This window comes from Pseudomonas sp. NBRC 100443 (assembly GCF_030268185.1).
GTDB classification, from domain to species: domain Bacteria; phylum Pseudomonadota; class Gammaproteobacteria; order Pseudomonadales; family Pseudomonadaceae; genus Pseudomonas; species Pseudomonas citronellolis.
This window is the reverse complement of record NZ_BSQE01000001.1, coordinates 372,534-393,683: the sequence shown is the minus strand read 5'-3', so window position 1 is coordinate 393,683 and position 21,150 is coordinate 372,534. Positions and strand designations below refer to the sequence as shown.

At 66.1% G+C, this 21,150-nt stretch carries 21 protein-coding genes; 4 read left to right on the top strand and 17 right to left on the bottom strand.

The annotated features are described in order from the left end of the window. Window positions 1-53: 53 nt before the first annotated feature. Complete coding sequence (locus tag QSJ95_RS01765; RefSeq protein WP_285639472.1) at window positions 54-635, bottom strand: alpha/beta hydrolase; 582 nt, start codon at window positions 633-635, stop codon at window positions 54-56. A 188-nt stretch (window positions 636-823) separates the two neighbouring features. Here QSJ95_RS01765 and QSJ95_RS01760 point away from each other — a divergent pair, with 188 nt between their 5' ends. Continuing rightward, the gene (locus QSJ95_RS01760; RefSeq protein ID WP_009614763.1) at window positions 824-1,039 is read left to right on the top strand and encodes a DUF3079 domain-containing protein; all 216 of its coding nucleotides are present in this window, start codon (window positions 824-826) and stop codon (window positions 1,037-1,039) included. Between the two features lies 1 nt (window position 1,040). Here QSJ95_RS01760 and QSJ95_RS01755 read toward each other — a convergent pair whose 3' ends face one another. Continuing rightward, entirely contained in the window at window positions 1,041-1,688 is a 648-nt protein-coding gene (locus tag QSJ95_RS01755) for a gamma-glutamylcyclotransferase (protein ID WP_043269912.1), read from the bottom strand. 261 nt (window positions 1,689-1,949) lie between these two features. Then, window positions 1,950-2,312: a hypothetical protein gene (locus tag QSJ95_RS01750; protein WP_058073070.1), complete on the bottom strand. Its 363-nt coding sequence runs from the start codon at window positions 2,310-2,312 to the stop codon at window positions 1,950-1,952. 74 nt (window positions 2,313-2,386) lie between these two features. Here QSJ95_RS01750 and QSJ95_RS01745 point away from each other — a divergent pair, with 74 nt between their 5' ends. After that, a complete protein-coding gene (locus QSJ95_RS01745) occupies window positions 2,387-3,358 on the top strand; it encodes a CobW family GTP-binding protein (protein ID WP_285639467.1) in 972 nt (323 codons plus the stop codon). A 66-nt stretch (window positions 3,359-3,424) separates the two neighbouring features. Further along, window positions 3,425-4,441 (top strand): energy transducer TonB, encoded by a 1,017-nt coding sequence (locus QSJ95_RS01740; protein ID WP_285639464.1) that lies wholly within the window; start codon window positions 3,425-3,427, stop codon window positions 4,439-4,441. Between the two features lie 432 nt (window positions 4,442-4,873). Here QSJ95_RS01740 and QSJ95_RS01735 read toward each other — a convergent pair whose 3' ends face one another. The 14 genes from QSJ95_RS01735 to QSJ95_RS01670 form a co-directional block, all read right to left on the bottom strand. Then, entirely contained in the window at window positions 4,874-6,832 is a 1,959-nt protein-coding gene (locus QSJ95_RS01735; RefSeq protein WP_285639668.1) for a DUF7844 domain-containing protein, read from the bottom strand. Next, window positions 6,832-7,167, bottom strand: coding sequence for a DUF2388 domain-containing protein (locus QSJ95_RS01730; RefSeq protein WP_058073074.1), 336 nt, complete (start codon window positions 7,165-7,167; stop codon window positions 6,832-6,834). Before QSJ95_RS01730 ends, QSJ95_RS01735 begins: the two co-directional genes overlap by 1 nt. Window positions 7,168-7,207: 40 nt before the next feature. Then, on the bottom strand, window positions 7,208-7,501 hold the full coding sequence (locus QSJ95_RS01725) for a DUF2388 domain-containing protein (RefSeq protein ID WP_043269916.1): 294 nt from the start codon (window positions 7,499-7,501) through the stop codon (window positions 7,208-7,210). 115 nt (window positions 7,502-7,616) lie between these two features. Further along, a complete protein-coding gene (locus tag QSJ95_RS01720; RefSeq protein WP_043269918.1) occupies window positions 7,617-7,934 on the bottom strand; it encodes a DUF2388 domain-containing protein in 318 nt (105 codons plus the stop codon). A 95-nt stretch (window positions 7,935-8,029) separates the two neighbouring features. Next, the gene (locus QSJ95_RS32855; RefSeq protein ID WP_024128834.1) at window positions 8,030-8,242 is read right to left on the bottom strand and encodes a DUF1127 domain-containing protein; all 213 of its coding nucleotides are present in this window, start codon (window positions 8,240-8,242) and stop codon (window positions 8,030-8,032) included. 150 nt (window positions 8,243-8,392) lie between these two features. Further along, on the bottom strand, window positions 8,393-10,462 hold the full coding sequence (locus QSJ95_RS01710) for a DUF6311 domain-containing protein (RefSeq protein WP_285639458.1): 2,070 nt from the start codon (window positions 10,460-10,462) through the stop codon (window positions 8,393-8,395). Window positions 10,463-10,464: 2 nt separating this feature from the next. After that, window positions 10,465-10,869 carry a GtrA family protein gene (locus QSJ95_RS01705; protein ID WP_064987656.1) on the bottom strand — a complete coding sequence of 135 codons (405 nt, stop codon included), beginning with the start codon at window positions 10,867-10,869 and terminating at the stop codon, window positions 10,465-10,467. 20 nt (window positions 10,870-10,889) lie between these two features. Then, window positions 10,890-11,606, bottom strand: a complete 717-nt coding sequence (locus QSJ95_RS01700; protein WP_285639457.1) for a class I SAM-dependent methyltransferase — start codon at window positions 11,604-11,606, stop codon at window positions 10,890-10,892. A 2-nt stretch (window positions 11,607-11,608) separates the two neighbouring features. After that, the gene (locus tag QSJ95_RS01695) at window positions 11,609-12,607 is read right to left on the bottom strand and encodes a glycosyltransferase family 2 protein (protein WP_285639456.1); all 999 of its coding nucleotides are present in this window, start codon (window positions 12,605-12,607) and stop codon (window positions 11,609-11,611) included. 57 nt (window positions 12,608-12,664) lie between these two features. Further along, entirely contained in the window at window positions 12,665-14,788 is a 2,124-nt protein-coding gene (locus tag QSJ95_RS01690; protein WP_285639454.1) for a DUF6311 domain-containing protein, read from the bottom strand. A 35-nt stretch (window positions 14,789-14,823) separates the two neighbouring features. Further along, complete coding sequence (locus tag QSJ95_RS01685; protein WP_285639453.1) at window positions 14,824-15,654, bottom strand: class I SAM-dependent methyltransferase; 831 nt, start codon at window positions 15,652-15,654, stop codon at window positions 14,824-14,826. An 84-nt stretch (window positions 15,655-15,738) separates the two neighbouring features. Continuing rightward, window positions 15,739-16,932, bottom strand: a complete 1,194-nt coding sequence (locus QSJ95_RS01680; protein WP_269961898.1) for an acyltransferase family protein — start codon at window positions 16,930-16,932, stop codon at window positions 15,739-15,741. A 70-nt stretch (window positions 16,933-17,002) separates the two neighbouring features. Further along, window positions 17,003-18,310, bottom strand: coding sequence for a glycosyltransferase (locus QSJ95_RS01675; protein WP_285639451.1), 1,308 nt, complete (start codon window positions 18,308-18,310; stop codon window positions 17,003-17,005). Continuing rightward, the gene (locus QSJ95_RS01670) at window positions 18,304-19,848 is read right to left on the bottom strand and encodes a glycosyltransferase (RefSeq protein ID WP_285639448.1); all 1,545 of its coding nucleotides are present in this window, start codon (window positions 19,846-19,848) and stop codon (window positions 18,304-18,306) included. The genes QSJ95_RS01675 and QSJ95_RS01670 overlap by 7 nt, the downstream gene beginning before the upstream one ends. 395 nt (window positions 19,849-20,243) lie before the next feature. Here QSJ95_RS01670 and QSJ95_RS01665 point away from each other — a divergent pair, with 395 nt between their 5' ends. After that, window positions 20,244-21,149: a GDP-mannose 4,6-dehydratase gene (locus tag QSJ95_RS01665; protein WP_285639446.1), complete on the top strand. Its 906-nt coding sequence runs from the start codon at window positions 20,244-20,246 to the stop codon at window positions 21,147-21,149. Window position 21,150: the final 1 nt, after the last annotated feature.

Sequence of the window (21,150 nt, the reverse complement as noted above, 5' to 3'; positions counted from 1 at the left end):
ATCCTACGACGAGCACATCGGCGCAAGACAGTTGCCCCTACATTCCGTCTCGCTCAGGCCCGGCGGCGTTCGCGCTGGTCGATCAGGTACTGCAGGCGGAACAGGTGACGGTAGCCGGCTTCCCAGGCGCCGTGGCCGGACTTCACATTGATGTGCCCGGCATCCGGCAGGATCAGCGTCTCGGCGCCCCAGGCGCGGCCCAGCTGCAGGGCGCGCTGCGGGCTGCAGGCGGCGTCGTTGTCCGAGCCCACCAGCACGCTGGGGAACGGCAGGGCGTCCAGGGCGATGGGGGCGAAGTTGCGCAGCGCCGCGTGGCAGGTCTCGCGCTCGACGTCGGCGGGCGCCACCAGCAGGGCGCCCGCCACCTGGGCCAGGGCCCTGGGCCAGGCGCGGCGGGCCCAGGAAGCGACGGTGACGCAGCCCAGGCTGTGGGCGATCAGCACCACGCGGCCGGGCTGGCGGCGGATCTCGCGGTCCAGTTCGGCGACCCAGTCGACATGCCGCGGCGTCACCCAGTCGCGCTGTTCCACCCGCGAGGCGTTGGGCAGCGCGCGCTGCCAGTGGCTCTGCCAGTGCTCGTCCTCCGAGCCGTGCCAGCCGGGCACCAGGACATAGCGGACGCGTTCACTGCGCATGGGTTCATCCCCCTGAAAGTCGTCATGGGGAGGCAGTGTAGGTGGGCTTCGTCAATAAATTAAGGAATAAAAAATGCTTTGCTTATACTGCATTTGCTTATTCCCGCACTTCTTGATTCGCGACAAGTACGAAGGGCGCCGGAAGGCGTTGAATCGAAGCTGGGCCCACTCCCTTCAGGCGAACCTCCATGGCCAAGAAATTCCCCCTGCACCCCGCCCACCCCGAACGCATCTGCTGGGGCTGCGACCGCTACTGCCCGGCCTCGGCCATGGGTTGCGGCAATGGCTCCAGCCGCACCCAGCACCCCATCGAGACCTTCGGCGAGGACTGGGCGGATGGGTCAGACTGGGGGCTGGACGAGACGCCGGCGCAACCGATCGAGGTGCGCCAGCCGACGCCCTGACTCAGCCGCTGGCCTTGGCGCAGCAGCGCGCCAGCAGGGCCTCCAGGTTCAGGTCGGGCATGGCGCAGGCGCGCAGCGCGCTGACCGTCTGCTCGACGTATTCGCGGGTGGTGCCGAAGTGCCCCTGGGCGCTGTCGAACACGCGCTGCACGATGCTGTCCGGCAGCGAGCCGGCATAGCTGGGCAGGTGGCGTTCGAGGACGAAACCCAGGGCGCGCACCCGGCGGCCATCCTCCAGGCGGCAGCTGAGCCATTCCGGGCGGTAGGAGGCGTAGGGCATCTCGCGCTGCCAGAGGGCGAACAGGTTGGCGTCGAGGTCGTCGTCGGGCAGCCGGTAGGCGAAGCCGGCGCAGGAGCCGCCGCGGTCCAGGCCGAGCACCAGGCCGGGCATCTCCGGGGTGCCGCGGTGGGTCAGCGACCACAGGTAAAGCCCGCGGTGGTAGCCGTGCACCCGCGCACGGCTGGCCTCGGCCACCGGGAACTCCGGGCGCCAGATCAGCGAGCCGTAGGCGAACAGCCAGACGGCGCCGCCGCCGTGCTCGGCCATGGTGATTTCCAGCGAGGCGCGCAACTGCTCCGCGCTGAGTCGTTCCGGCGCCCCCAGCGCCGGTGGATAGAAGGGGCCGTCCAGGTTCATAGACGTGCTCATGCGTAACCCCCAAGGTACCTCACGCTCTGAAAACTTAGCGGATGTGACCTTCTGACAGAAGGGGCGGCTGCGCAAGACACCTTTGCGCGGACGAACGGCGATACCGCCGGTCCGGATGGCGAAAACGCGGGAAATAGAGTCGGAAAAAAGAGGGCCGCGCGGGGCGGCCCTATCACCAAGATCTTTGCTGGCGTGGGGCGCCAGTGGGTGTGAGGTACCCGACCAGCAGTAGAACAGCCGCCCATGACAGGCGCGTGACGGTCACTTGCCGGCCTGCCACTGGCCCTTGCTCTGGCTTTCGCAGAACGGCTGGAGGAAGCGCGCGTCGCTGGCTACGCCGTAGTAGTGGATGTCCTGGCGGTAGGGGCTGTTGGGCACCTGGGCGTTGTTGCAGACGCCGAAGGCGCCGCTGGGGCAGGCGTCGGCGTAGGTCACCTCGACCTGCTGGTCCTTCAGCTGCGGCTGACAGAAGCCTTCGTGGAACAGCTTCGCCGGGATGCTGCGGTTCTGCTGGCAGACCTTCACGTCGAGGTTCTTGCCGCGGCTGTGCACCACGCAGGCTTCGGCGTGGGCAAGGGCTGGCAGGGCGAGGCAGGACGACAGGAACAGGGCCGGCAGACGCATGAAAACGGGGTCCTTTGAGCGAAGGGCCGACTCTAGCGCTTTTCCCGGCCTGCGTCAGGCGGCAACATGGCGCCATGCTCGAACAGATTCCCACCCATGTGATCGGCGGCCCACTGGGCGCCGGCAAGACCAGCCTGATCCGCGACCTGCTGGCCCAGCGCCCGCCTGGCGAGCGCTGGGCGGTGCTGGTCAACGAATTCGGCCAGGTCGGCCTGGACGCCGCGCTGCTGGCCGCCGACGCCGACGGCGTGGCCATAGGCGAGGTGGCCGGCGGCTGCCTGTGCTGCGTCAACGGTGCGCCCTTCCAGGTCGGCCTCGCCCGCCTGCTGCGCAAGGCGCGGCCGCAGCGGCTGTTCATCGAGCCCTCCGGCCTCGGCCACCCGCGCACCCTGCTGCGCCAGCTGGGCGAGGCGCCCTGGCGCGGCGTGCTGGCGCCGCAGCCGCTGCTGCTGGTGCTGGATGCCGCGGCGCTGGCCGGCGGGGCCGCCCTGCCGGAGGCGCAGCAGGACGCCCTGGCCGATGCCGCGCTATTGGTGCTGAACAAGAGCGAAGCCCTGGATGAGGCGGTCCGCGCGCGTCTGCAAGCCGCCGCCTTGCCGGCGCTGCCGCTGGTGTGGACCGAGCAGGGGCGCCTGCCCTTCGCGAGCCTGCCGTTCGTCGCAGCGTTCGACCCGGCCGCGGCGGTGGAGCTGCCAGCCCCCACGGCCGAACTGCCGGTACTGCTGACCCGTGCCGCGCCCCTGCGCCAGGTACACAGCGACGGTGGACACCAGGCCGTCGGCTGGCGCCTGCACGCCGACTGGCGCTTCCGCCGCGCGGCGCTGGAGGCCTGGCTGGCCGGCCTGGACGGCTTGCTGCGGGCCAAGGCGGTGCTGCACTGCGAGGACGGCTGGCTGGCCTGCAACCGGGTGACGGGCGCCGAACCCTGGCAGCCCAGCGCCTGGCGGCGGGACAATCGGCTGGAGCTGATCTTCGCCAAAGAGCAGGATCCGCAGGCGCTGCAGCAGCAAATGTTGACCTGCGCCTGGTTGCCGGATGGCCAATAAGGTTGCCATACCCGGGGCGAATGATAATAATTATCAGATTCTGTCATTTCTCCACAGGCTTCTCCCATGTCGCCATCGCAATCGCGCTCGCCGGCGAGTTCCACTCTCGTCGCGTCCGCCGCGGAACTTCCTTCGTCCTCCGACAGCGACGAAGGACTCTCGCTGCCCTGCGTCAGCGCCCAGCGTGGCAATGAAGCCAACCTGCGTCTGGTGGACTGCTCCGGCGCCCGCCGCGACGAGGAAGTTCCCGTCGCCGAACTGCTGATCCCCTACGCCGCGCCCGTGGAGGGCGTGGAAGACGCGGAGCAGCCGCCCCAGCAGGCGGGCTGGTGGAAGTCTTCCGGGCTGTCCGTGGTGCTGCACCTGGCCGTGGTCGCCGGCCTGGTCTGGGCCGTGCCCAGCCCCGACGAGCTCAACCTCGGCCGTGGCGAAGTGCCGACCATGCAGGTCAGCGTGGTGCAGCTGCCGCCCAAGCCCGAACCGGTGAAGGAGCCGCCGGCAGCAGCGCCCGAGCCGCAGCCGCCGCAACCCACGCCGCCGGAGCCGGTGGTCGAGCCGCCCAAGCCGGAGCCGCCGAAACCCAAGCCCAAGCCGGTGGAAAAGGCGGTGCCGAAGAAGGCGCCCAAGCCCAAGCCGAAACCCAAGCCCGAACCCGAGCCGGCCGAGCAAGCCCAGGCCGAGCCGACGCCGCCCGCCCCGCCGCCGCCTCCGGCCGCGCCGACCGTGGGCCAGAGCACCCCGGGCGCCCAGGCCGCCCCGACCGGCACCCAGGGCCCGGCCGGCCTGCCCACCGGCAGCCTCAACGACAGCGACATCAAGCCGCTGCGCATGGATTCGCCGAAGTACCCGCTGATGGCCCAGCGCCGCGGCATCGAAGGCCACGTGAAAGTGCTGTTCACCATCACCGCCGACGGCCGCATCGACGACATCCAGGTGCTGGATTCCTCGCCGCCGCGGATGTTCGACAACGCCGTGCGCCAGGCCATGGACACCTGGCGCTTCGAGCCTCGCGTCAGCGGCGGCCGCATCGTCGCGCGGCAGGCGACCAAGGTCTTCTACTTCAAGCTGGAGGGGCGCCGCTGAGGGGTTCTTCGGTTGATGAGAAACGCGCCTTTGGGCGCGTTTTTTGTTTGGGGTGGTGGGTTTTGTGTAGGAGCGAGCTTGCTCGCGAACGGAACGCAGCCCGATGGCTCGGTGCGTGTCCTGAAGAGCCCCTCTCCCTAACCCTCGGCTGCGCGCCCCGCCCTGAAGGGAGAGGGGACCGTTCGGTGTGCTTGGATGTTCTGGAGTCAGCCGGCAATTCCGTTGCTGCCAGGCTGAAACCATGCCTCATCTCGGCACGGACTAGCCCCCTCTCCCTTCAGGGAGAGGGCTGGGGAGAGGGAGCGAAGTCAAACCAACGTACCGAAGCCGCAGCTGACCACCGTTCGCGAGCAAGCTCGCTCCCAACGTGCTCCCCTGCAACCCATCCTACGAAAAGCGCTTTGGCGCAGTCGCTCCTACAGAAACAGCCCCTCAAGGCAACTCGAACCCACCCGCCGCCTTGTGCAGCGCCCGCAGATGCGCACCGAGCTGCTTGAGGTTGGCCTCCAGCGCCTGCAACTCCTCGCGGCGTTCCGGCTCCAGCAGCGCGCGGACCTCCTGGTCGAGGTCGTCGCTGAGCTGGCGCAGGCGTGCCTGGCGGGCCAGTGTCTGCTGCTCCAGGCGCGTCGACTCGCCCGGCTGCGGCAGGCCGTAGCCGCTGTCCAGCAGCTCCGCCGGTTGGCTGAGGAAGCCGCTGTCGTCGAGGATCTGCTGCAGCGTCTTGCCCGCCGCCACCAGCTTGGGGTCGGCGCGGGCGTCGTCGCGGTGGCCCAGGTACAGGCGCTTCAGCTCGTCCTGGGCCAGTTGCAGTTGGCGCCGCAGCGAGGCCTGCTCCAGCAGCAGCATGGCGGCGCTGGCGCGCAGATCGGCCTTGTCGAACCAGGCGCGGCGCTCGCTGGCGGGCAGGGCCAGCCAGTCCTCGACCTTGCTCTGGGGAATGTCCAGGCGCTGGCGCAGCACCTCGAACATCGCCTGGTAGCGGTCGCGGAAGGAGTCGAAGCGGTAGCCCAGGCGCAGCGCGCGCTTGGGCTCGTCGAGCACGCTGGCGTCGGCCAGGCCGCGGTTCTCCAGAATCTGCACCACGCCGTTGGGGGTGATGCTGTCGAGGTCCTGCAGGCGCGGGTCGGGGATGCCGCTGCGCAGCAGCTTGAGGGTTTCCACCGCGCAGTTGTTGGAGATGAAGTAGTAGTTGCCGTCGTAGCCCCAGTGCACCTGCATGGCCCGCTCCACCAGCTCGTCGATCTGCTGGCGATTGAGCTTGAGCGGGATCGAGGCCAGGCTGCGCAGCTCGATCTTGGTGTATTCCTCGATCACCTGGGACAGCGGCAGGACGAACAGCCGCGACGGGTAGGAACCGGTCAGGCCGTCCCAGCTGGACAGCTGCAGATCGCCAACGAAGGCGCGGTAGGACAGCACCAGGTGCTGGTCCAGGTCCAGCCGGCAGTCCGGGCCGCGCGGCCGGCCCGGGGCGCAGACCACCAGGCGCAGCATGGCGTGGCCCCAGCGGCTCATCCACTGGTCGTTGGCCTCGGCCAGCAGGTAGTCGACCTCGTAGACGCGCTCCGGGTCCAGCCTGCCCAGCGGCTGGCGGCCGAAGTCGCGGCCGGCGTTGAGGTAGGCGAAGGATTGTTCGCAGGCCTGGCGCTGCGGGCGCTCGCCGAAGCGCTCGGCGTAGTAGCGGTACAGCGCCGGGCGGCGGCAGGCGTAGCTGGGGTCGAGGACGAAGTACTCCATGTTCACCGCGACGAACTCGCGCGGGTTGCTCAGCTCGTAGCGGTCCGGGCTGCGCAGGACGAAGCGGTTGTCGTGCTCGCGCTGGCCACGCTTGCCGGCCAGTTGCGGCCAGCCGGCGAGGTCGAGCAGGCGCGGGTCGTCGGAGAGGGTGAAGCGGCGGTTGGCCTGGCCGCGGCACTCGGCGCCCTCGCCGATGCGCCCGATGCTGCCCTGCTGGCGCGTGCAGCGCTGGATCAGCCGGGCCTCGGCGGGCAGCCAGAGGCGGCCGCGGTCGTACAGGTGGGTCAGCTCGTGGACCACCGTGGCCTGCAGTTCGCGGCGCAGGGTGCCGTGGCTGCGGCCGGTCTTGAGGGTGGCGGCGCTGCCGTCGGCGAGGGCGGCCAGGTACTTGCGGTTCAGCGCGATGGCGCCGGGGCGCAGGGCCTGGCCCATGCCGTTGCCCGGCAGGTCGTCGCGCCACTGAACCTCGACGCGGCGGTCCAGGGCCTGGACGAAGAGTGGCGGCAGCGCCTGGCGGACGTCATCCAGCAGCTGCTGGCTGGCCTGGCGCTGCGCCGGGGCGAGGCCGTCGGGCAGCAGCTCCAGGCGCAGATCGGCCCGGGCGCCGAAGGCGGCGAGCAGGCCCAGTGCCGCCAGAGCGCGGCCGCCGCGGGGGATCACAGAGCGAGGATGGCTTCGGCCAGCTGCTGGTCGGAGGCCTCGCGCGCGTCCGGCACCTTCTCGCGGACCACCTTCAGCGCCGCTTCCAGCTGCGCGCCGCGGATGGCGCCTTCGCTGGCGACGAAGCTGGCGGCGTCGTCGCGGGCCTCGCGGACGATCTTCATGTCGCGGATCGAGGTGGTGGTGTCGGAGGTGAAGTCCACGCTGCGGCCGATGGCGTTGGTGGTGATGTTGAACAGGCGGATGACCGACTGGGCCTGGGCGCTGGAGGCGCAGGCGGCCAGCAGCAGGCCGAGGATCAGGGGGCTCTTGGGGATCGAGCTGAGGCGCATGGGAGTCTCCGAAACGGCAGCGGGCGCTGCTCACGACTGACTATTGGGCAAGAATGGCTTCGGCCAGTTCCCGATCGTTCGCCGCGAGCTCCGGGTGCTGTTTGCGCAGCCAGCGCAACGCCTGTTCCAGGCGCGCTCCGCGCACCCGGCCGTCGGTGGCGATGTAGCTGGCGGCATCATCGCGGGCGGCACCGAGCAGTTTGTTCTCGAAAGGCGTACTGGTGACTTTGCTGGTCACGTAGCTGCTGCCGGCGACGAACATGGTGGTCTGTTCGAAGGCCAGCGCGGGGGTGGCCAGGCAGAGGCCGGTGAGCAGGAATAGGAGGCTGCGCATGGGCTATGGCGATCGGAAAAGCACAGCCGACAAGGCTAACGGAATGTGCCGGCAAGAGCCAGCCTTGCAGGCCCGGTAGACGCTCTGAAAAGGCGCCTCCGGGCCGAGGGGGAAGTTAGATGACCAGGATCGCCTGGGCCAGCTGCAGGTCGTTGGCGGCCAGGCTCGGCAGCTTGCCGCGGATGTGCCGCAGCGCCGCTTCCAGGTGCGCGCCGCGCACCTGCCCGGCGGTGGCGACGAAGGTGGCGGCGTCGTCGCGGGCGTCCAGGACGATCTTGTCGTCGCGGAAGGAGTTGGTGATGTCGGTGGTACCGTCGGAGGTGGCCTTGGTGGCGCCGACCAGCGCATCGGTGGTGACGATGAAGCTGGTGGCGAAGGCGCCGCTGGCGCAGGTAAGCAGGGCGGCGGCGGTAAGCAGGCGCAGACGATTCATGGATGGACACTCCCAGTCGAGATGAAACCGCGCGGCCAAAGCTGCCGCGCGCTACCGATGCAGACTAGCGGAGCCCGCCCGCCGCGGCCAGCCGCTCAGCGCCAGAAAGGTTTCGAAAGTTCCCGCTCGCGCTGGCAACGGTCGATGCCGGCGTCGGCCAACTCGCGTTCGCCGAGCTGGGCGAGCTGGTGGCGGGTGCGGGCGTTTTGCAGGTACATGGCGATCCGACCAGCGATCTTCCGCCACAGGCTTCGGGCGTCCAGGCGCGAACCGGCAGACGAACGGAAAGGAGCGAGAACCCGGTTCATGTGGTTGTCCTTCTGGTGACGGAAGGACAGGATGCACGCCCCGGGCGTGGCCCTCACAGACACAAGCGCCGACGATCATTCCGGCACAGTCGAGGTCCCCAGGGGCACTGTTATGCCGTTCCGGCGCCTTACTGTGCAGGCGAATATTACCTAGCGCTCAGGCAGGAGTTCGACGCTGATCAACGCCAATTCGCCGGCTCCATTGCTGAAGGTACGGATTTCCGCGCTCGAGCTGGCCGTTGCCACGTCGAAAATACCCTCCAGCGTCCTGGGTTCGCCTTCGGTACCCATCAGCGGGCCCTGGGCCAGGATGATCACCTGGGTCGTCGCATTGCTGACGACATCCCAGTTACCCACCGGCTGTGATGGACTGCCGCTGGCGCTGTAGGTGATGCGGTAGCGCAGCTTACCCTGGGGGATGTGGGTGTATGGACCGTAACTCAGGTAGCCCGAGATGCCGGGCTGGGCCACCAGGCGGCCATCGCGCAACTGGCCGATGAGCGTAGGCAGGTGTTCGGCCGGCCAGAAGCCCCAGTGCTTGGGCACGAAGCCGGCATCCCGGCAGCCTTCGCATTGGCCCATGCCCGGGAGCAGCAGCTTGATGCCATCGAGCTCCCCCATCGCGTCGTCCGCACCGTGTGACTGCAGGGCCTGGTCCCAGAGAGCAAGATCATTGAAGACATAGAGGGCCTTGGGATCGTAGGTGCCTGCCTGCACCTGGGCTGCCAGGGCGGCCTGGGTTCTTGCTTGAGCCTCGGTGTCAACCCTGGCGAAGTTGGCGGCATTGATCGACATGCCGTGGTGCAGAGCGAAGTTCGAAAGGGGGATGAAGTCCGGCGGAACGTTGGTTGGCGCAATGTAGAGCACCTTGTCGTAGCGGGAACCGAGTTCGGTCCACAACCTGGAGGTCAGGGGATTGTTCCAGTGCCCTTGGAAGTGATTGCGCGTACCGGCAAGCACGTTGGACAGATCGTAGATCTGCGCGATCAGGGCAATGGCGAGCAGGCCCAAGGCGATCTGCGGCCGGGTACGAGTGCAGACGATGGCGATGGTTGTCACGCAGAGCAGATAGAACACCGGCCAGAACATCCGACCCGGCGAACGGAATATCTGGTACAGACGCACCGCCCAGTCCGGTATCTCGAACTGGATCAGGGTATGGTGGCCGATGCTCACTGTATTGGTCAGCGATACCAACAGCAGGAGAACGCTCATCACGATCAGGGGCCAGATGAGCGTGTGGCTCCATTGTCCGCGGCGGCCAATTGCCAGGAGACAGGCAATGGCCAGCAGTCCCAGCATACCCACGCCCATGTAAGCGAAACCGTCGCCCTCGATGAAGGGGAGCTGTAGTCCGGGCAGCAGCCGCGACCAGGCCCCTCGAGAATCGATCAGCGACAACAGGTTCATTCGTCCGTAGGAGCCCGTCGCTGCCGGCGACGAGCCCAGCATGAAGTAGCCCAGGAGCCACATTATCGTCAGGACCAGGGCGCAGCCGGTCAGCCCGCGCACCACGCAGCGGGCAAGGCTCGCTTCGCGCCGCAGCAGGCGTTGCAGCAGATCGGCGCCCCAGATCGCGCCGAGCATGACCAGCAGGTAGGCGTGGGTCAGGGTGGCGACCGCCAGCAGCACCAACCAGAAGCGCACTCGGTAGGCCTTGTCGAAATAGAGGTACAGCCCGGCCATGAGCAGCCACTGGCCACCCAGTGCGAGGTGGATCGAGAAGCGCATCAGGTAGGGAGGCAGCAGCAACAGCAGGCCGGTGCCCAGGCACAGCTGGCGCCGGTCTTCAACGAAACGCGATAGCGTCAGGTAGCCGAATACCCCCTGCAGCACCATGCAGGTCAGCACCCACAGGCCGAAGTACTGGAAGCTGTCGGGCAGCAGCGGGCCGATCAGTTTGAATGGCAGGGCGAACAGTGGCAGCGAGTCGGAGAAGACGATGGAGCTTCCCTGTTCCATGCCATAGCGTGGATTGGCGCCCAGAGGGAATTGCAGCAAGGGGGTTTCACGGAAGAACTCCCACCCCAGCAGATTGGTCGGCGGGTCGAAGAAGCCACGCATCAGCCAGCCGGTGTTCGATGGCAACAGAATGGACTGGCCCCCGAGGGCCAGGAACAGCAGGCAGGCCAGCAGTACGGGGATCCACAGCGAATGACGCGAATCGGTTGAGGTGCGCATCGCGAGGTTGGTTCCGGCGGTTTTCAATGTCCGTTCCATGGCTAGTGTCTGAACCCCCAGAGTCGGCTGGCCAGGAAGGTGATGCCCGGTACCACGGCGGCCGACGCGATGGCGGACAGACGCGGCGAAAGCCAGCCGGCGGCCAGCAGCGCAGCCAGCAAGCCGCTGTTGACCAGGAAGGCGCTCAGGGAAATCAGGAAGAAGCGGCGCATCGCCCTGCTTGGCGAGCCCGGCGCAGAAAAGGTCCAGATGTAGTTGCCGGAGAACGACAGGCCAAAGGCACAAAGGAAGGCGACCAGGTTGGCGAGCAGCACCGGCCATGTCGTATGGGACAGCAGCAGCCAGACGATGCCGATGTGCAGTGCGGTGGCGCCTACGCCGACGACACCGAAGCGGGCGGCGAGCAGCACCTCCTTCAGCAGGCGGCTGCGAAGCAGGCGGCGCATGGACAGGCTCTCATCGTGGGTCATGGGCGCCGAGCCAGGCAAAATGCTGTCAGACCGGCGACACGATTGAAGCGCAGTACCGGCAACTCCACCATGGATAGTGCCTGCAGGGCTGCATTGACCACCCCGTTGTGTCGTTTGAGCTGCGATCTGGGCTGGCGCACGGCATCACCCCTGAGTCGCTCGAACAGGCGCAGGGTGGCGGCTATCGGGAATACGCCGCCAAAGTAGTAGGCGCCTTTCAGCACCTCGAGCCCGGCCTGCTCTGCGACCCGTTCGATATCGGTGAGCCGGTAGCGACGCTTGTGCTCGAGGAATACATCGTGATCGCTCCAGAGGAACTGGAAGGCCGGTACGGAAATCAGGAAGTGCGCACCGTGGGGCACCTTCTCGACGTAGTGGCGAAGCAGGCCGACATCGTCGTCGACATGCTCCAGGACATCCATCAGCAGCACCAGGTCGGAGTCCAGGCGGTCCACTGAGCGACGGAAGCGGATCGGCTTCCCGGACTCGCTGGCATCGGAGTCCGCCGAGTAGCTGATGTCCACGCACCAGGCCTCGCCGGCGCTGCCTTCGGCCAGCAGGGCGCGGGAGAAGAAGCCGGAGCCGGCGCCCACGTCTAGGATGCTCGAGGGGCGCATGTCGCCGAGGAACTGCTGCACGGCGGCCCGCTTGGATCGGTAATACCAGTGGTCGGCGATATGCTCGCCCAGGATGTCGGTTTCCTTGAGGTCCATGCTCAGTCCTCTGCTTCGTAGATGCGCCGGACGAGATACACGGGCCTGCGCTTGGATTCCAGGTAGGTGCGGCCGAGATACTCGCCCAGCACCCCGATGCCGATGAGTTGCAGGCCGCCGAGGAAGGTCACGGCGACCATCAGCGAGGCGTAGCCAGGCACGTCGATGCCGAAGAGCACCACCTTGAGGACGATCAGTATGGCGAACAGGAAGGCGCTCAAGGACACGGCGATGCCGAGGTAGGTCCAGATCTTCAGGGGATCGGTGCTGAAACTGGTGATGCCTTCGAGGGCGAAGTTCCACAGGCGCCAGCCATTGAACTTGCTGGTTCCGGCCACTCTTTCCGGGCGGCTGTAGTCGATATGGGTGGTACGGAACCCGACCCAGGCGAACAGGCCCTTCATGAAACGCCGGGACTCGGGCAGGTCATTCAGCGCATCCACGACCTGGCGGTCCATCAGGCGGAAGTCGCCGACGTTCTCGGGAATCGCCGGATCGGCGATCTTGTTGTGGATGCGATAGAACCAGTTGGCCGACGCCCGTTTGGCCCAGGAGTCGGAGGCGCGATCGATGCGATGCCCGAGCACCACGTCATAGCCTTCCCGCCAGCGTTCGATCATGGTCGGGATCAGTTCGGGCGGATCCTGGAGATCGACGTCGATCGGCACCACCACCTGGCCCGTGGCACAACGCAGACCGGCACTCAGGGCCGCTTCCTTGCCGAAATTGCGGCTCAGGTCGACGATCCTGATCCGTGCGATGCGTCGTTGCAGCAGCAGGAGTACATCGAGCGTATCGTCCTCACTGCCGTCGTTGACGAAGACGTACTCCACTCGCACGGCATCAGGATCGGCGAACACCTGCTCGACGCGCTCGACGAACAGCGCAACGGTCTCCGCCTCGTTGTAGACAGGCACCACCAGCGACAATGCCAGCGGCGTGTCGAGCTGCGGGCGGTGGATGAGGCTCTGCCGGGGCGTGGCGTGGAGTTCACTGGTCATGTCGTTTCGTCCGTGGCTCGTGTCGCTCTTGTTATCCGGGACATGGCAGGCGCTACCTCAATCGGCCGCACGCTGGGCGGTTTGTGGCGCGGGCGGGCCCGAAGAAATCTCCAGGTCGGAGAGTTGCAGGTCTGCGCCATTGCTCAGCAGGCGCAATTCGACTTTCTGCAGCGGGGCTTTCAAGGCCACCATTCCGGCGACCGGCCGGAGTTCGCCGTGGGTGCCAGCCAGCGGGCCGCTGGAGAGGGCGACGAAGTGCCCGCCAGCGTCTTGCCCGACGATATCCCAGGTACCGACGGTCGTGGCTTCGTCAGCTTCGCTCAAGTAGTTGATCCGGTACGAATAGACGCCTTCGCTCAGGGCGATGTAGGGACCATAGCTGAGATAGCCCGCCTCGCCCGGCTGGCGCGGGACCAGGCGCCCGTTGCGCAGTTGGCCGATCAGGCTGGGCAGTTGTTCGGCCTTCCAGCGTATCCGGAGGTCCGAATTCCGCCTGTCCAGCGGTGCCGCCACGGTAGCCCAGCTTTGCGAGGGCCGGGTGTTCATGCAGATGAGATGCTGGCTGTCGAGCATGCAGCGCCCGGCATCGAGCGCAGTACGGAACAGCGGCGGCAGATCCAGCGGGTTATGCAGGTGCCCCAGCTTCACGTACAGATGGCCGGGCAGTGCGGGCCCGTCGACCAGCCTGTTCTTTTTCGTGCAATCCGTCGCGGCGCGGGCGGTATAGCCGGTATTGATCCGAAGGCCCAGTTGCGCCGCCAGGTACTGATAGCGCACGTAGTCGTCGTCCGTGGTGGGCGGAAGGCTGCAGCCATAGGCTGGATAGACGTCGATTTCCTCGAAGCCGGCCAGCGCCGAGCGCCAGGGCGCGATGTCGACGGTGGTGGGGAGGCGTGTCTGGAACAGGACGCGGTCACGCAACGGGCGGGTGTCGTACCACTGCAGTGCCAGCGCCCCGGACATCAGCAGCAACAGCGCGAGGCTGCGACGGCGCAGCAATACGGCCAGGACGAAGAACAGGATGCTGTAGCCCACCAACCAGAAGAAACGGCCGCTCACCCGGAAGATGCCGGCCAGCGCTTCGGCGAACCGGGGCAGGTGGATATCCAGCAACTCATGCTGGCCAACGAACACTTTGTTGCTGGCCGCATAGAGAGTCAGCGCCAGCAGGGCCAACAACAGGTAGCGATGGCGCGCCGCGGAACGGAGGAACGCACGGGGTTCCAACAGCGCGCTGGTGGCCAGCAACAGCAGGACGCCAGCGCCCAGGTAGTTGAAGCCTTCATCCTGACCCGGTGTCGCGTAGTGGCTGGAACACAGCAGGCCACCGCAGAAAGGCGAGAGCAGGTTCAGTGAATAGATGCCGAAGCCGCCGGCGGCGGCGCCCTTGCCGATGAGATAGCCGCCCGCCAGGAGGATGGCGAACAGCACCACGAGCGAGCCTGCGAGCCAGAGGCAGACGCGTTTCAGGTCCAGGCTTCCAGCCCGCCACTGGCTCACCAGATAGACGAGCAGGAGCGGATAGCTCATGGCGAACAGGTAGGGGTGTACCAGCAGGGCGCTGGCGGTGATTGCGATGAATGCCGTGCAGGTTCGGCGAACGGACCATGTTCCCGAATGGCCTCTCAGATAGGTGCCCAGTGTCAGCAGGAGCAGCCCCTGGGTCATGAGCGCCGTGTGCCCCAGGCGGTGCGTCAGGGCAGGCCAGATCAGGGCGAAACCCGCCGCGAGCAGGGCGCCTGGCAGATGCCGGATACCCAGTGAGCGAATCACGAAAACCGCGGCGGCTGCCTGCAGCAGGTAGCAGATGGCGTGCCACAGGCCGAAATAGTGGAAGCCCGCGGGCAACACCCCGGCGAACAGCTTGAGCGGCAAGGCCAGCAGCGGGATGCTGTCGGTGAAGGCAATGCTGATGCCGTCGGGATAGTTGAGGCGATCCGTCTTCAGCAGCGGGAAATGCCAGTGGTCCTGTTCGAAGAACAGCCACCCCGACACGTGAGAGGCCGCATCGCCGCCCTCGAAGAACCTGCCATGCCCGGCCAGGAAGGTACCCGGATACAGATACAGCACCAGGGCCACGGCCATGAGCAGCGGCAAAGCGTAGGCGATGCTGCGACGCGCGGGGCTCCACAGCCATTCCAGACCGAAGTGCCGGTTGCTCGACAATGCAGGGCTTCTCATCCTTCACATTCCCTGTCGGTGGCGAGGCGCTTGCATCACGGCTTGCGCGCCACTATCACCTGGCTCTTGGCGACCATCTGGTCCAGCGCCTCCTTGATGGCGGCACCGCGAGGCGAATCGAGCAGGACGTCCCAGGTCCTGGTCCAGTTGTGCAGCAGCGGATGGTCGGGATTCTCGAACCCGACGCCGGCCTCCCAGAAGAACAGCATCCACAAAGACCAGTAGAAACCATATTGGCCGTGGCTGACGACTTCCAGGCCCGCTTCCGTCACCCAGTCCCTGAACTGCTGCTCGCCGATCACCCGCACGTGGTTGGGTTTGCGGAAATAATCGGCGGCGGCGAAGCCCCGCTGGAGCTCCTCCGAGGAGGGATGAGGGGCGGAAAGCAGGTAGAGGGCGCCGGGTTGCCCCACGCGGACCAACTCGGCGAGGAAGGCCCGGGGGTCGTCCACATGCTCGATGACCTCGGTGCTGACCACACGACTGATGGAGGCGTCCGGAATCGGTAGCGGAGCACTGTCGGTCACCAGGCACTCGACGCTGCGGGCCGCGCTTCCTTCCAGGCGTTGGCGGGTGGCCTCGATCTTCTCGGCGTCGATGTCGGCCACGATGATGCGCGCGCCACGCATGGCGCAGAAGTGCACATTGCCGCCGTTGCCGCAGCCGACATCCAGCACGGTGTCCTCGGGGCCCACGGGAAAACCGCGGTAGAGCTCGCCGTTCTGCTGGTCGAACCAGCCGCTCAGGGCTGCATCCTTGAGGCCCAGCATGTATGGATCCACACGTGGCTCGGCGGCGCTGCCCGTGCTTTCCTTCGCCGCTGGAGCGGCAGGAGTGGTCAGGAAATTCTTCAGCCGGTTCAGCATGGCCAGTTCTCCAGAAGCGTTCCGAGCGGGGAAATGCGGGATTTGTCTGCGCAGCCGGGAAACTCGACGGGGACGCGACGACGGCTAGGCTGCCTCATTGCGGATGTCTCCTGCGGTAGGCGGCGCCTCGGTCGAGAAACGCCGGGCAATGGCGGTGCCGCGTGCTCTGAGCGGCAACTCGACATAGCGGTAGTTCGCTTCGCTGCAAAGGACGATGGTGCAGATGGCCAGGACCAGGAACAGCAGGGTATGGGTGCCGTCCAGGGCGCTGTCGCCATACAGGCGGAAGGCAATTTCCCGGGTCAGGAAGAATGCCGGGATATGGATGAGATAGATGCCATAGGAGCGGCTGCCCAGCCAGAGGCCAAGGCGTTGCAGGGGCGCGGGAAGGGCCAGGTAGCCGCGATCGTAGGAAGCCAACCAGACCAGGGCCGCGCTGAACAGGGCGATCACCCCGATACGCCAGACGGACCAGAGGTGCTGCTCGGTGGACACCCGCGTCAACCCCAGCACCAGCAGTGCCGCCAGGATCAGCCCCAGGGGGCGCCAGCGCAACAGCCAGGTCGGCTCCAGGCGTACATAGAAGGCCTTGTGGCTGGCCAGGGCCAGGAGCACGCCCCAGGCCAGGGCGTCGGTGCGCAGCACCATCAGCAAGGGCGTGCGCCAGACGAAGAACTGGGCGGCTATCACCCCTACCAGAATCCAGGGCAGGAAGCGGCGCGAGACGAATATCAGCAGCGGCAGCAGGAGATAGAACTGCTCCTCCAGCGACAGGCTCCAGTAGACGAAGCTGACGCCGTACTCGTAGCGGAAGAAGCTGTCGGCGAAACGGAAGTTCGCGTATTGCAGTATCCCCGCGAGTGTTGCGGCGAGGTTGGCGGACAATGTGCCGAAGGCGCCCGATTCGTTCAGGAAGCGGCAGGCCACCAGCATCAGCAGCAGCCAGAGCCAGGCCGAGGGGAGCAGGCGGAAGGCGCGCCTGACCCAGAACTGTACGCTGTTGCGCCAGAACTCGGCGACACCGTTGCAGCCCTGCAGGCGAGGAATCAGGTCGCGGGCGATGACGAAGCCGGAAATGGCGAAGAACAGATCGACGCCCCACCACAGCTCGAAGCGCCGGAAGAAGGCATCGAACAGCGGCGTGGGCCAGTGGAACAGATTGCCATGGGCATGGTGCACGACCACGCTGACCACGGCGAGCGCCCGCAGCAGCTCGATGTCCTGGATACGCCGGCCGGGTGTGTGGCCCTGGCGGTCCGTCATCGGTAACCGATGCATGACACACCCTCCGCCATTGCCGGCTGGCCATGTCCGGGGCAAGCCGATGATCGACATGGCAATGCCATAGTCACAGACTTGCGCATGGCTCATCGCCCGTTATCGCCCTGCGAGCCCGCAGGGCAGCGAGGAAGGCGGACAGCCGGGCCTGCGCCTGCTCCATGCTGCAGAACGCCTGCAGGGCGTCCACTGCGGCCTCGCTCATGTGCGCATAGCGCTGGGGGTCTTCCTTCGCCACCCGATAGCTTTCCTGGTAGGCCGCAAGCAGCGAGTCCCAGTTGGTGATGTAGCGCAGGGTACGGTAGGCCGCCCGCGGGTCATGGGGCCAGGCAGTGAGTTCCTCGGTGCAATCCACCACGAAGGCATTGTCGCTGTCGATGTAATCGAGCATCGCCGTATTGCGCGGGGCTATGGCCGGCTTGCCGCAGGACATGAACTCCATCAGCGGCAGGCACTGCCCCTCGCCGTAGGAGGTATTGACCACGTAGCTGGTGGCCTCCACCAGGCGTTCGTAGTCGGCATCCTCGAGGTAGCCGTGGATCAGCACGAAGCGGCAACGGTAGGGCCTGAGCTTGTAGAGGTGGTGGAGCATGTCCGCCAGCGCATCGTCGATGCAGTGGTGGGTGAGCTTGAGTACCAGAGTGGCGTCTTCACAATCGCGGAAGGCCCAGCAGAAGGCGCCGAGCATGTCGATCCAGTTCTTGCGGCCGTCGTAGGGGTTGAACACCGAGGTGTAGATCACTCCGTCCAGGCGCAGTTTCTGCCTTTCGCGCGAGGCCTCGAAGTCAATGCGTGGCGCATCGCGATGGGGTTCGGGGGCATAGCCGCCCACGTCGTCCACACGGCTGTCGATCACCAGGCCTTCGACCTGCAATTCCAGCTGCTCGGCCACCGGCCTGCGTTGCAGACGGGCCGCCAGGGCGGCGAAGCGGTTCCAGACCGGGGCTGGGATGCTCACCACAGGGAAGTCCGGACCCATGGACTGGCGTACCGAGTCGACGGTGAAGCTGGAATGGGTGATGGCCGCGCCCAGTCGGTCGAACACCAGGCGCCAGTCGTGGCGCGGCTCGCCGTACCAGCTCTCATAAGGGATGACGCTGAACTCCCAGGCGAATACCGGGACGGTCGGGCAACGGTAATGAATGGGGGTGCGGTGCGGTGGCGAGAAGGACAGGAAGATGCACTCCTCGCCGCGGCGCTGGCAGTCGGCGTAGATCCGATCGACGAGGTCGTCCGGATCGCTGATTTCCATCACCTGGCCCAGGCGTTCGAGTAGCGGACGGAATTCCTTCAGCACGAAGTAATAGCTGTATTCGGGCTTGCCGAGGTTCTCTCGGATGTTGCTGCGGTTGGTTTCCGAATGGATGAGGATCAGCATGCCGCGTCTCCCGCGACGGCTTTGTCGGGCCTGCCGGTGCCCAGGAAGGTGCCGAGGAACTCACCCAGTTCGTTCGCGAAACGCTCCTCGCCGGCGAATTCGCGCATCCGCTGGCGTGCCGCCATGGACATCGCCTGATAACACTCCGGTGCCTGCCGGGCAATCCCGTGGCTGTCCAGGTACGCCTGCTTCAGCGCGCCCCAGTCCGGACGGTAGCGTATGGTCCGGTAGCTCAGGCGAGTGTCCTGGGGCCATACGGCATGTTCGCGACAAGCGGGGACGACGAAGGCCAGGTCGCTGTCGACGTAGTCCTCCATCGCGGTGTGCGCCGGGGCTATGGCCGGCTTGCCGCAGGCCAGGAACTCCATCAGCGGAAGACACAGGCCTTCGCAGCGCGAGGCATTGACGTAGTAACTGGTGGCCTCGCGCAGGCGCTGGAATTGTTCGTCGTCGAGGAAGCCGTGCATGACTACGACACGGCAAGCGAAGGGGGCCAACTGCGACAACAGGGTCAGCATGTGAACGTAGTAGCTGGCCAGGTCCTTCTGGGTGATCTTGAGCACCAGGGTCGCGTCGGCAGTGTCGCGGAACGCCCAGCAGAAGGCCGTGACCAGGTTCTCCCAGTTCTTGCGCCCATCCGCAGGGTTGAATACCGAGACGTAGACCACGCCCTCCACCTGGACCTCGACCAGTTGCGAGGTATCCGGCAACTGCGCCTGGGGATGCTCTTCGATCACGGTTGCGGAGGATGCCGCGGGCGGCTCGGCCGGCGCTAGCGGGCTGGGGCGCCGCAGCAGTCGGCTCAGGCCCCGGCGCAGCGCGGCGGGCACGAGGTCGCGCACGGCCTCGCGGTACCACATCAGGAGGTAATGCCGGGTGATCAGCGCGCGCCGTCGCCAGGTGAGTGCCGGCACGGCTTCGATAATGGGCTCGATGGGCTCGTCGGCGACGGCGGGAATGTCATGTATCGGTGCGATGAGTCCGTCGGCCGACAGGCCCAGCAGTCGGGTATCGAGGATGCAGCCACGAATCTGCAGTTTCGTCGGCTCGATGATGGCGTTGGCCGGCGATTGTCCGCCGAGGCTGGCATAGGTTTCCCAGAGCGGTGTCGGCAGGGGAATCACCGGGAAGTCCTCCCCCATCGAGGCGCGGATCGCCCGGGCTGTGTGCGACGACAGGCTGATCGCCCCGCCATGCCGGCTTAGCACGTAGCGCCAGTCCAAGCACGGATCATCGTTCCAGGTTTCGTTGGGGATGCTGTCGTATTCCCAGGCGATGACGCAGAGGATGGGACAGGCGAGGGAAAGCGGAGACTTGTGCGGTGGGCCGAAGAACAGTGCCAGGCAATCACGCCCGGCCGCGCGCAGCCGGCGGGCGGTGGCTTCCAGCTCCTGCAGGCTCTGCGGGCGATGTACTTCGCCAAGCGCCTGCAGAACCGGCAGATAGGCCTTGAGAACGAAGAAATAGCTGTACTCGGGAGTGCCGAGACTGCTGTCGATGGCGCTCTCGCCAATATCCGAAAACAGGATGAAGTCCATACGGTCCTACAACACTGTGCAGGCGCTGCCGGCAGCGCCTTACAGGCCGTTGCCTGTGTATTGTTCTTGTTACCACCCTGGCGGCCGGGGTGGGGCTTTTGTCCAGTCGACGACCGGGTTGTCGGACTGGACAGGTTGCAAGCGCTGGCGGCCGCATTCTAAACACAGCGCAGCCGGCTTCGAAAAGTGCTTAAGTACCATGTATGAAAAATTGAAGCAGAACCGACCGGTCACTCAGCTTTAGGTTGAATTTGTCATTCATTTACTACAGGTTAACGAGATAAGTACAACAGCAGAAGAATCCTAATCGCATCATTTTCGCGACTTCTGCAGGCACCTTTCCAGCTCGTAGCACCTGTCGGATGTTCCCTGGGTGCTCATGACAAGGGGTTCTCTTGAGAAAGCGCCTATTGGTCACCGGCCTCACGGGATTCGTCGGACACCACATCCGAACCTGGCTTGATCAGCACGAGAGCGTGTGGGAACTGCTCGAGGTGCCCGAGCGCCCCGACCTAACCGATCCGGAAGCGGTGCGTGCCGGTTACAGTCAGCGGCCGGATACCGTCATCCATCTCGCCGGGCAGACCTTCGTCCCGGAAGCGTTTCGCGATCCCGCGGGTACGCTGCAGGTCAATCTCCTGGGTACCCTCAACCTGCTGCAGGCACTCAAGGCTCTCGATTTCTCCGGGGACTTCCTCTACGTCAGTTCCGGGGACATCTATGGCCAGGTGGACGAAGCACGCCTTCCCATCCGCGAAGACCTTCTGCCTGCGCCTCGCAACCCCTATGCCGTCAGCAAGCTGGCGGCCGAACACCTCTGCCTGCAGTGGGGCATGACCGAAGGCTGGCGAGTGATGATCGCGCGCCCCTTCAACCACGTGGGCGCCGGGCAGAAGGAAAACTTCGTCATCGCCAGTGCTGCACGACAGATCGCTCTGATCCGCGCAGGCCTGCAGGAGCCTCGGCTGCTGGTTGGCGACATCGACGTCAGCCGCGACTTCCTGGATGTCCGCGATGTGGTGTCGGCCTACTTCGCCTTGCTTGAAGGCGGCCGCCCCGGACAGGTCTACAACGTCTGCTCCGGTGAAGAACGGCGGATTCGCGACCTGATCCAGCAACTGGCCGATCTCGCCCAGGTGGAGATCGAACTGGTGCAGGACCCCGCACGCATGCGCCGTGCGGAACAACGCCGTGTATGCGGCAGTCATTCCAAGCTGCACGAGGCGACCGGCTGGAAGCCGGACATAACGATAAATCAGACCCTGACGGCGATCCTGTCGGACTGGGCATCACGGGTGTAGC

What these genes read in the sequence shown, in the direction of transcription:
- QSJ95_RS01765 (WP_285639472.1), bottom strand. Translation starts at nt 635, where the DNA reads ATGCGCAGTGAACGCGTCCGCTATGTCCTGGTGCCCGGCTGGCACGGC.
- QSJ95_RS01760 (WP_009614763.1), top strand. Translation starts at nt 824, where the DNA reads ATGGCCAAGAAATTCCCCCTGCACCCCGCCCACCCCGAACGCATCTGC.
- QSJ95_RS01755 (WP_043269912.1), bottom strand. Translation starts at nt 1,688, where the DNA reads ATGAGCACGTCTATGAACCTGGACGGCCCCTTCTATCCACCGGCGCTG.
- QSJ95_RS01750 (WP_058073070.1), bottom strand. Translation starts at nt 2,312, where the DNA reads ATGCGTCTGCCGGCCCTGTTCCTGTCGTCCTGCCTCGCCCTGCCAGCC.
- QSJ95_RS01745 (WP_285639467.1), top strand. Translation starts at nt 2,387, where the DNA reads ATGCTCGAACAGATTCCCACCCATGTGATCGGCGGCCCACTGGGCGCC.
- QSJ95_RS01740 (WP_285639464.1), top strand. Translation starts at nt 3,425, where the DNA reads ATGTCGCCATCGCAATCGCGCTCGCCGGCGAGTTCCACTCTCGTCGCG.
- QSJ95_RS01730 (WP_058073074.1), bottom strand. Translation starts at nt 7,167, where the DNA reads ATGCGCCTCAGCTCGATCCCCAAGAGCCCCCTGATCCTCGGCCTGCTG.
- QSJ95_RS01725 (WP_043269916.1), bottom strand. Translation starts at nt 7,501, where the DNA reads ATGCGCAGCCTCCTATTCCTGCTCACCGGCCTCTGCCTGGCCACCCCC.
- QSJ95_RS01720 (WP_043269918.1), bottom strand. Translation starts at nt 7,934, where the DNA reads ATGAATCGTCTGCGCCTGCTTACCGCCGCCGCCCTGCTTACCTGCGCC.
- QSJ95_RS32855 (WP_024128834.1), bottom strand. Translation starts at nt 8,242, where the DNA reads ATGAACCGGGTTCTCGCTCCTTTCCGTTCGTCTGCCGGTTCGCGCCTG.
- QSJ95_RS01710 (WP_285639458.1), bottom strand. Translation starts at nt 10,462, where the DNA reads ATGGAACGGACATTGAAAACCGCCGGAACCAACCTCGCGATGCGCACC.
- QSJ95_RS01705 (WP_064987656.1), bottom strand. Translation starts at nt 10,869, where the DNA reads ATGCGCCGCCTGCTTCGCAGCCGCCTGCTGAAGGAGGTGCTGCTCGCC.
- QSJ95_RS01700 (WP_285639457.1), bottom strand. Translation starts at nt 11,606, where the DNA reads ATGGACCTCAAGGAAACCGACATCCTGGGCGAGCATATCGCCGACCAC.
- QSJ95_RS01695 (WP_285639456.1), bottom strand. Translation starts at nt 12,607, where the DNA reads ATGACCAGTGAACTCCACGCCACGCCCCGGCAGAGCCTCATCCACCGC.
- QSJ95_RS01690 (WP_285639454.1), bottom strand. Translation starts at nt 14,788, where the DNA reads ATGAGAAGCCCTGCATTGTCGAGCAACCGGCACTTCGGTCTGGAATGG.
- QSJ95_RS01685 (WP_285639453.1), bottom strand. Translation starts at nt 15,654, where the DNA reads ATGCTGAACCGGCTGAAGAATTTCCTGACCACTCCTGCCGCTCCAGCG.
- QSJ95_RS01680 (WP_269961898.1), bottom strand. Translation starts at nt 16,932, where the DNA reads ATGCATCGGTTACCGATGACGGACCGCCAGGGCCACACACCCGGCCGG.
- QSJ95_RS01675 (WP_285639451.1), bottom strand. Translation starts at nt 18,310, where the DNA reads ATGCTGATCCTCATCCATTCGGAAACCAACCGCAGCAACATCCGAGAG.
- QSJ95_RS01670 (WP_285639448.1), bottom strand. Translation starts at nt 19,848, where the DNA reads ATGGACTTCATCCTGTTTTCGGATATTGGCGAGAGCGCCATCGACAGC.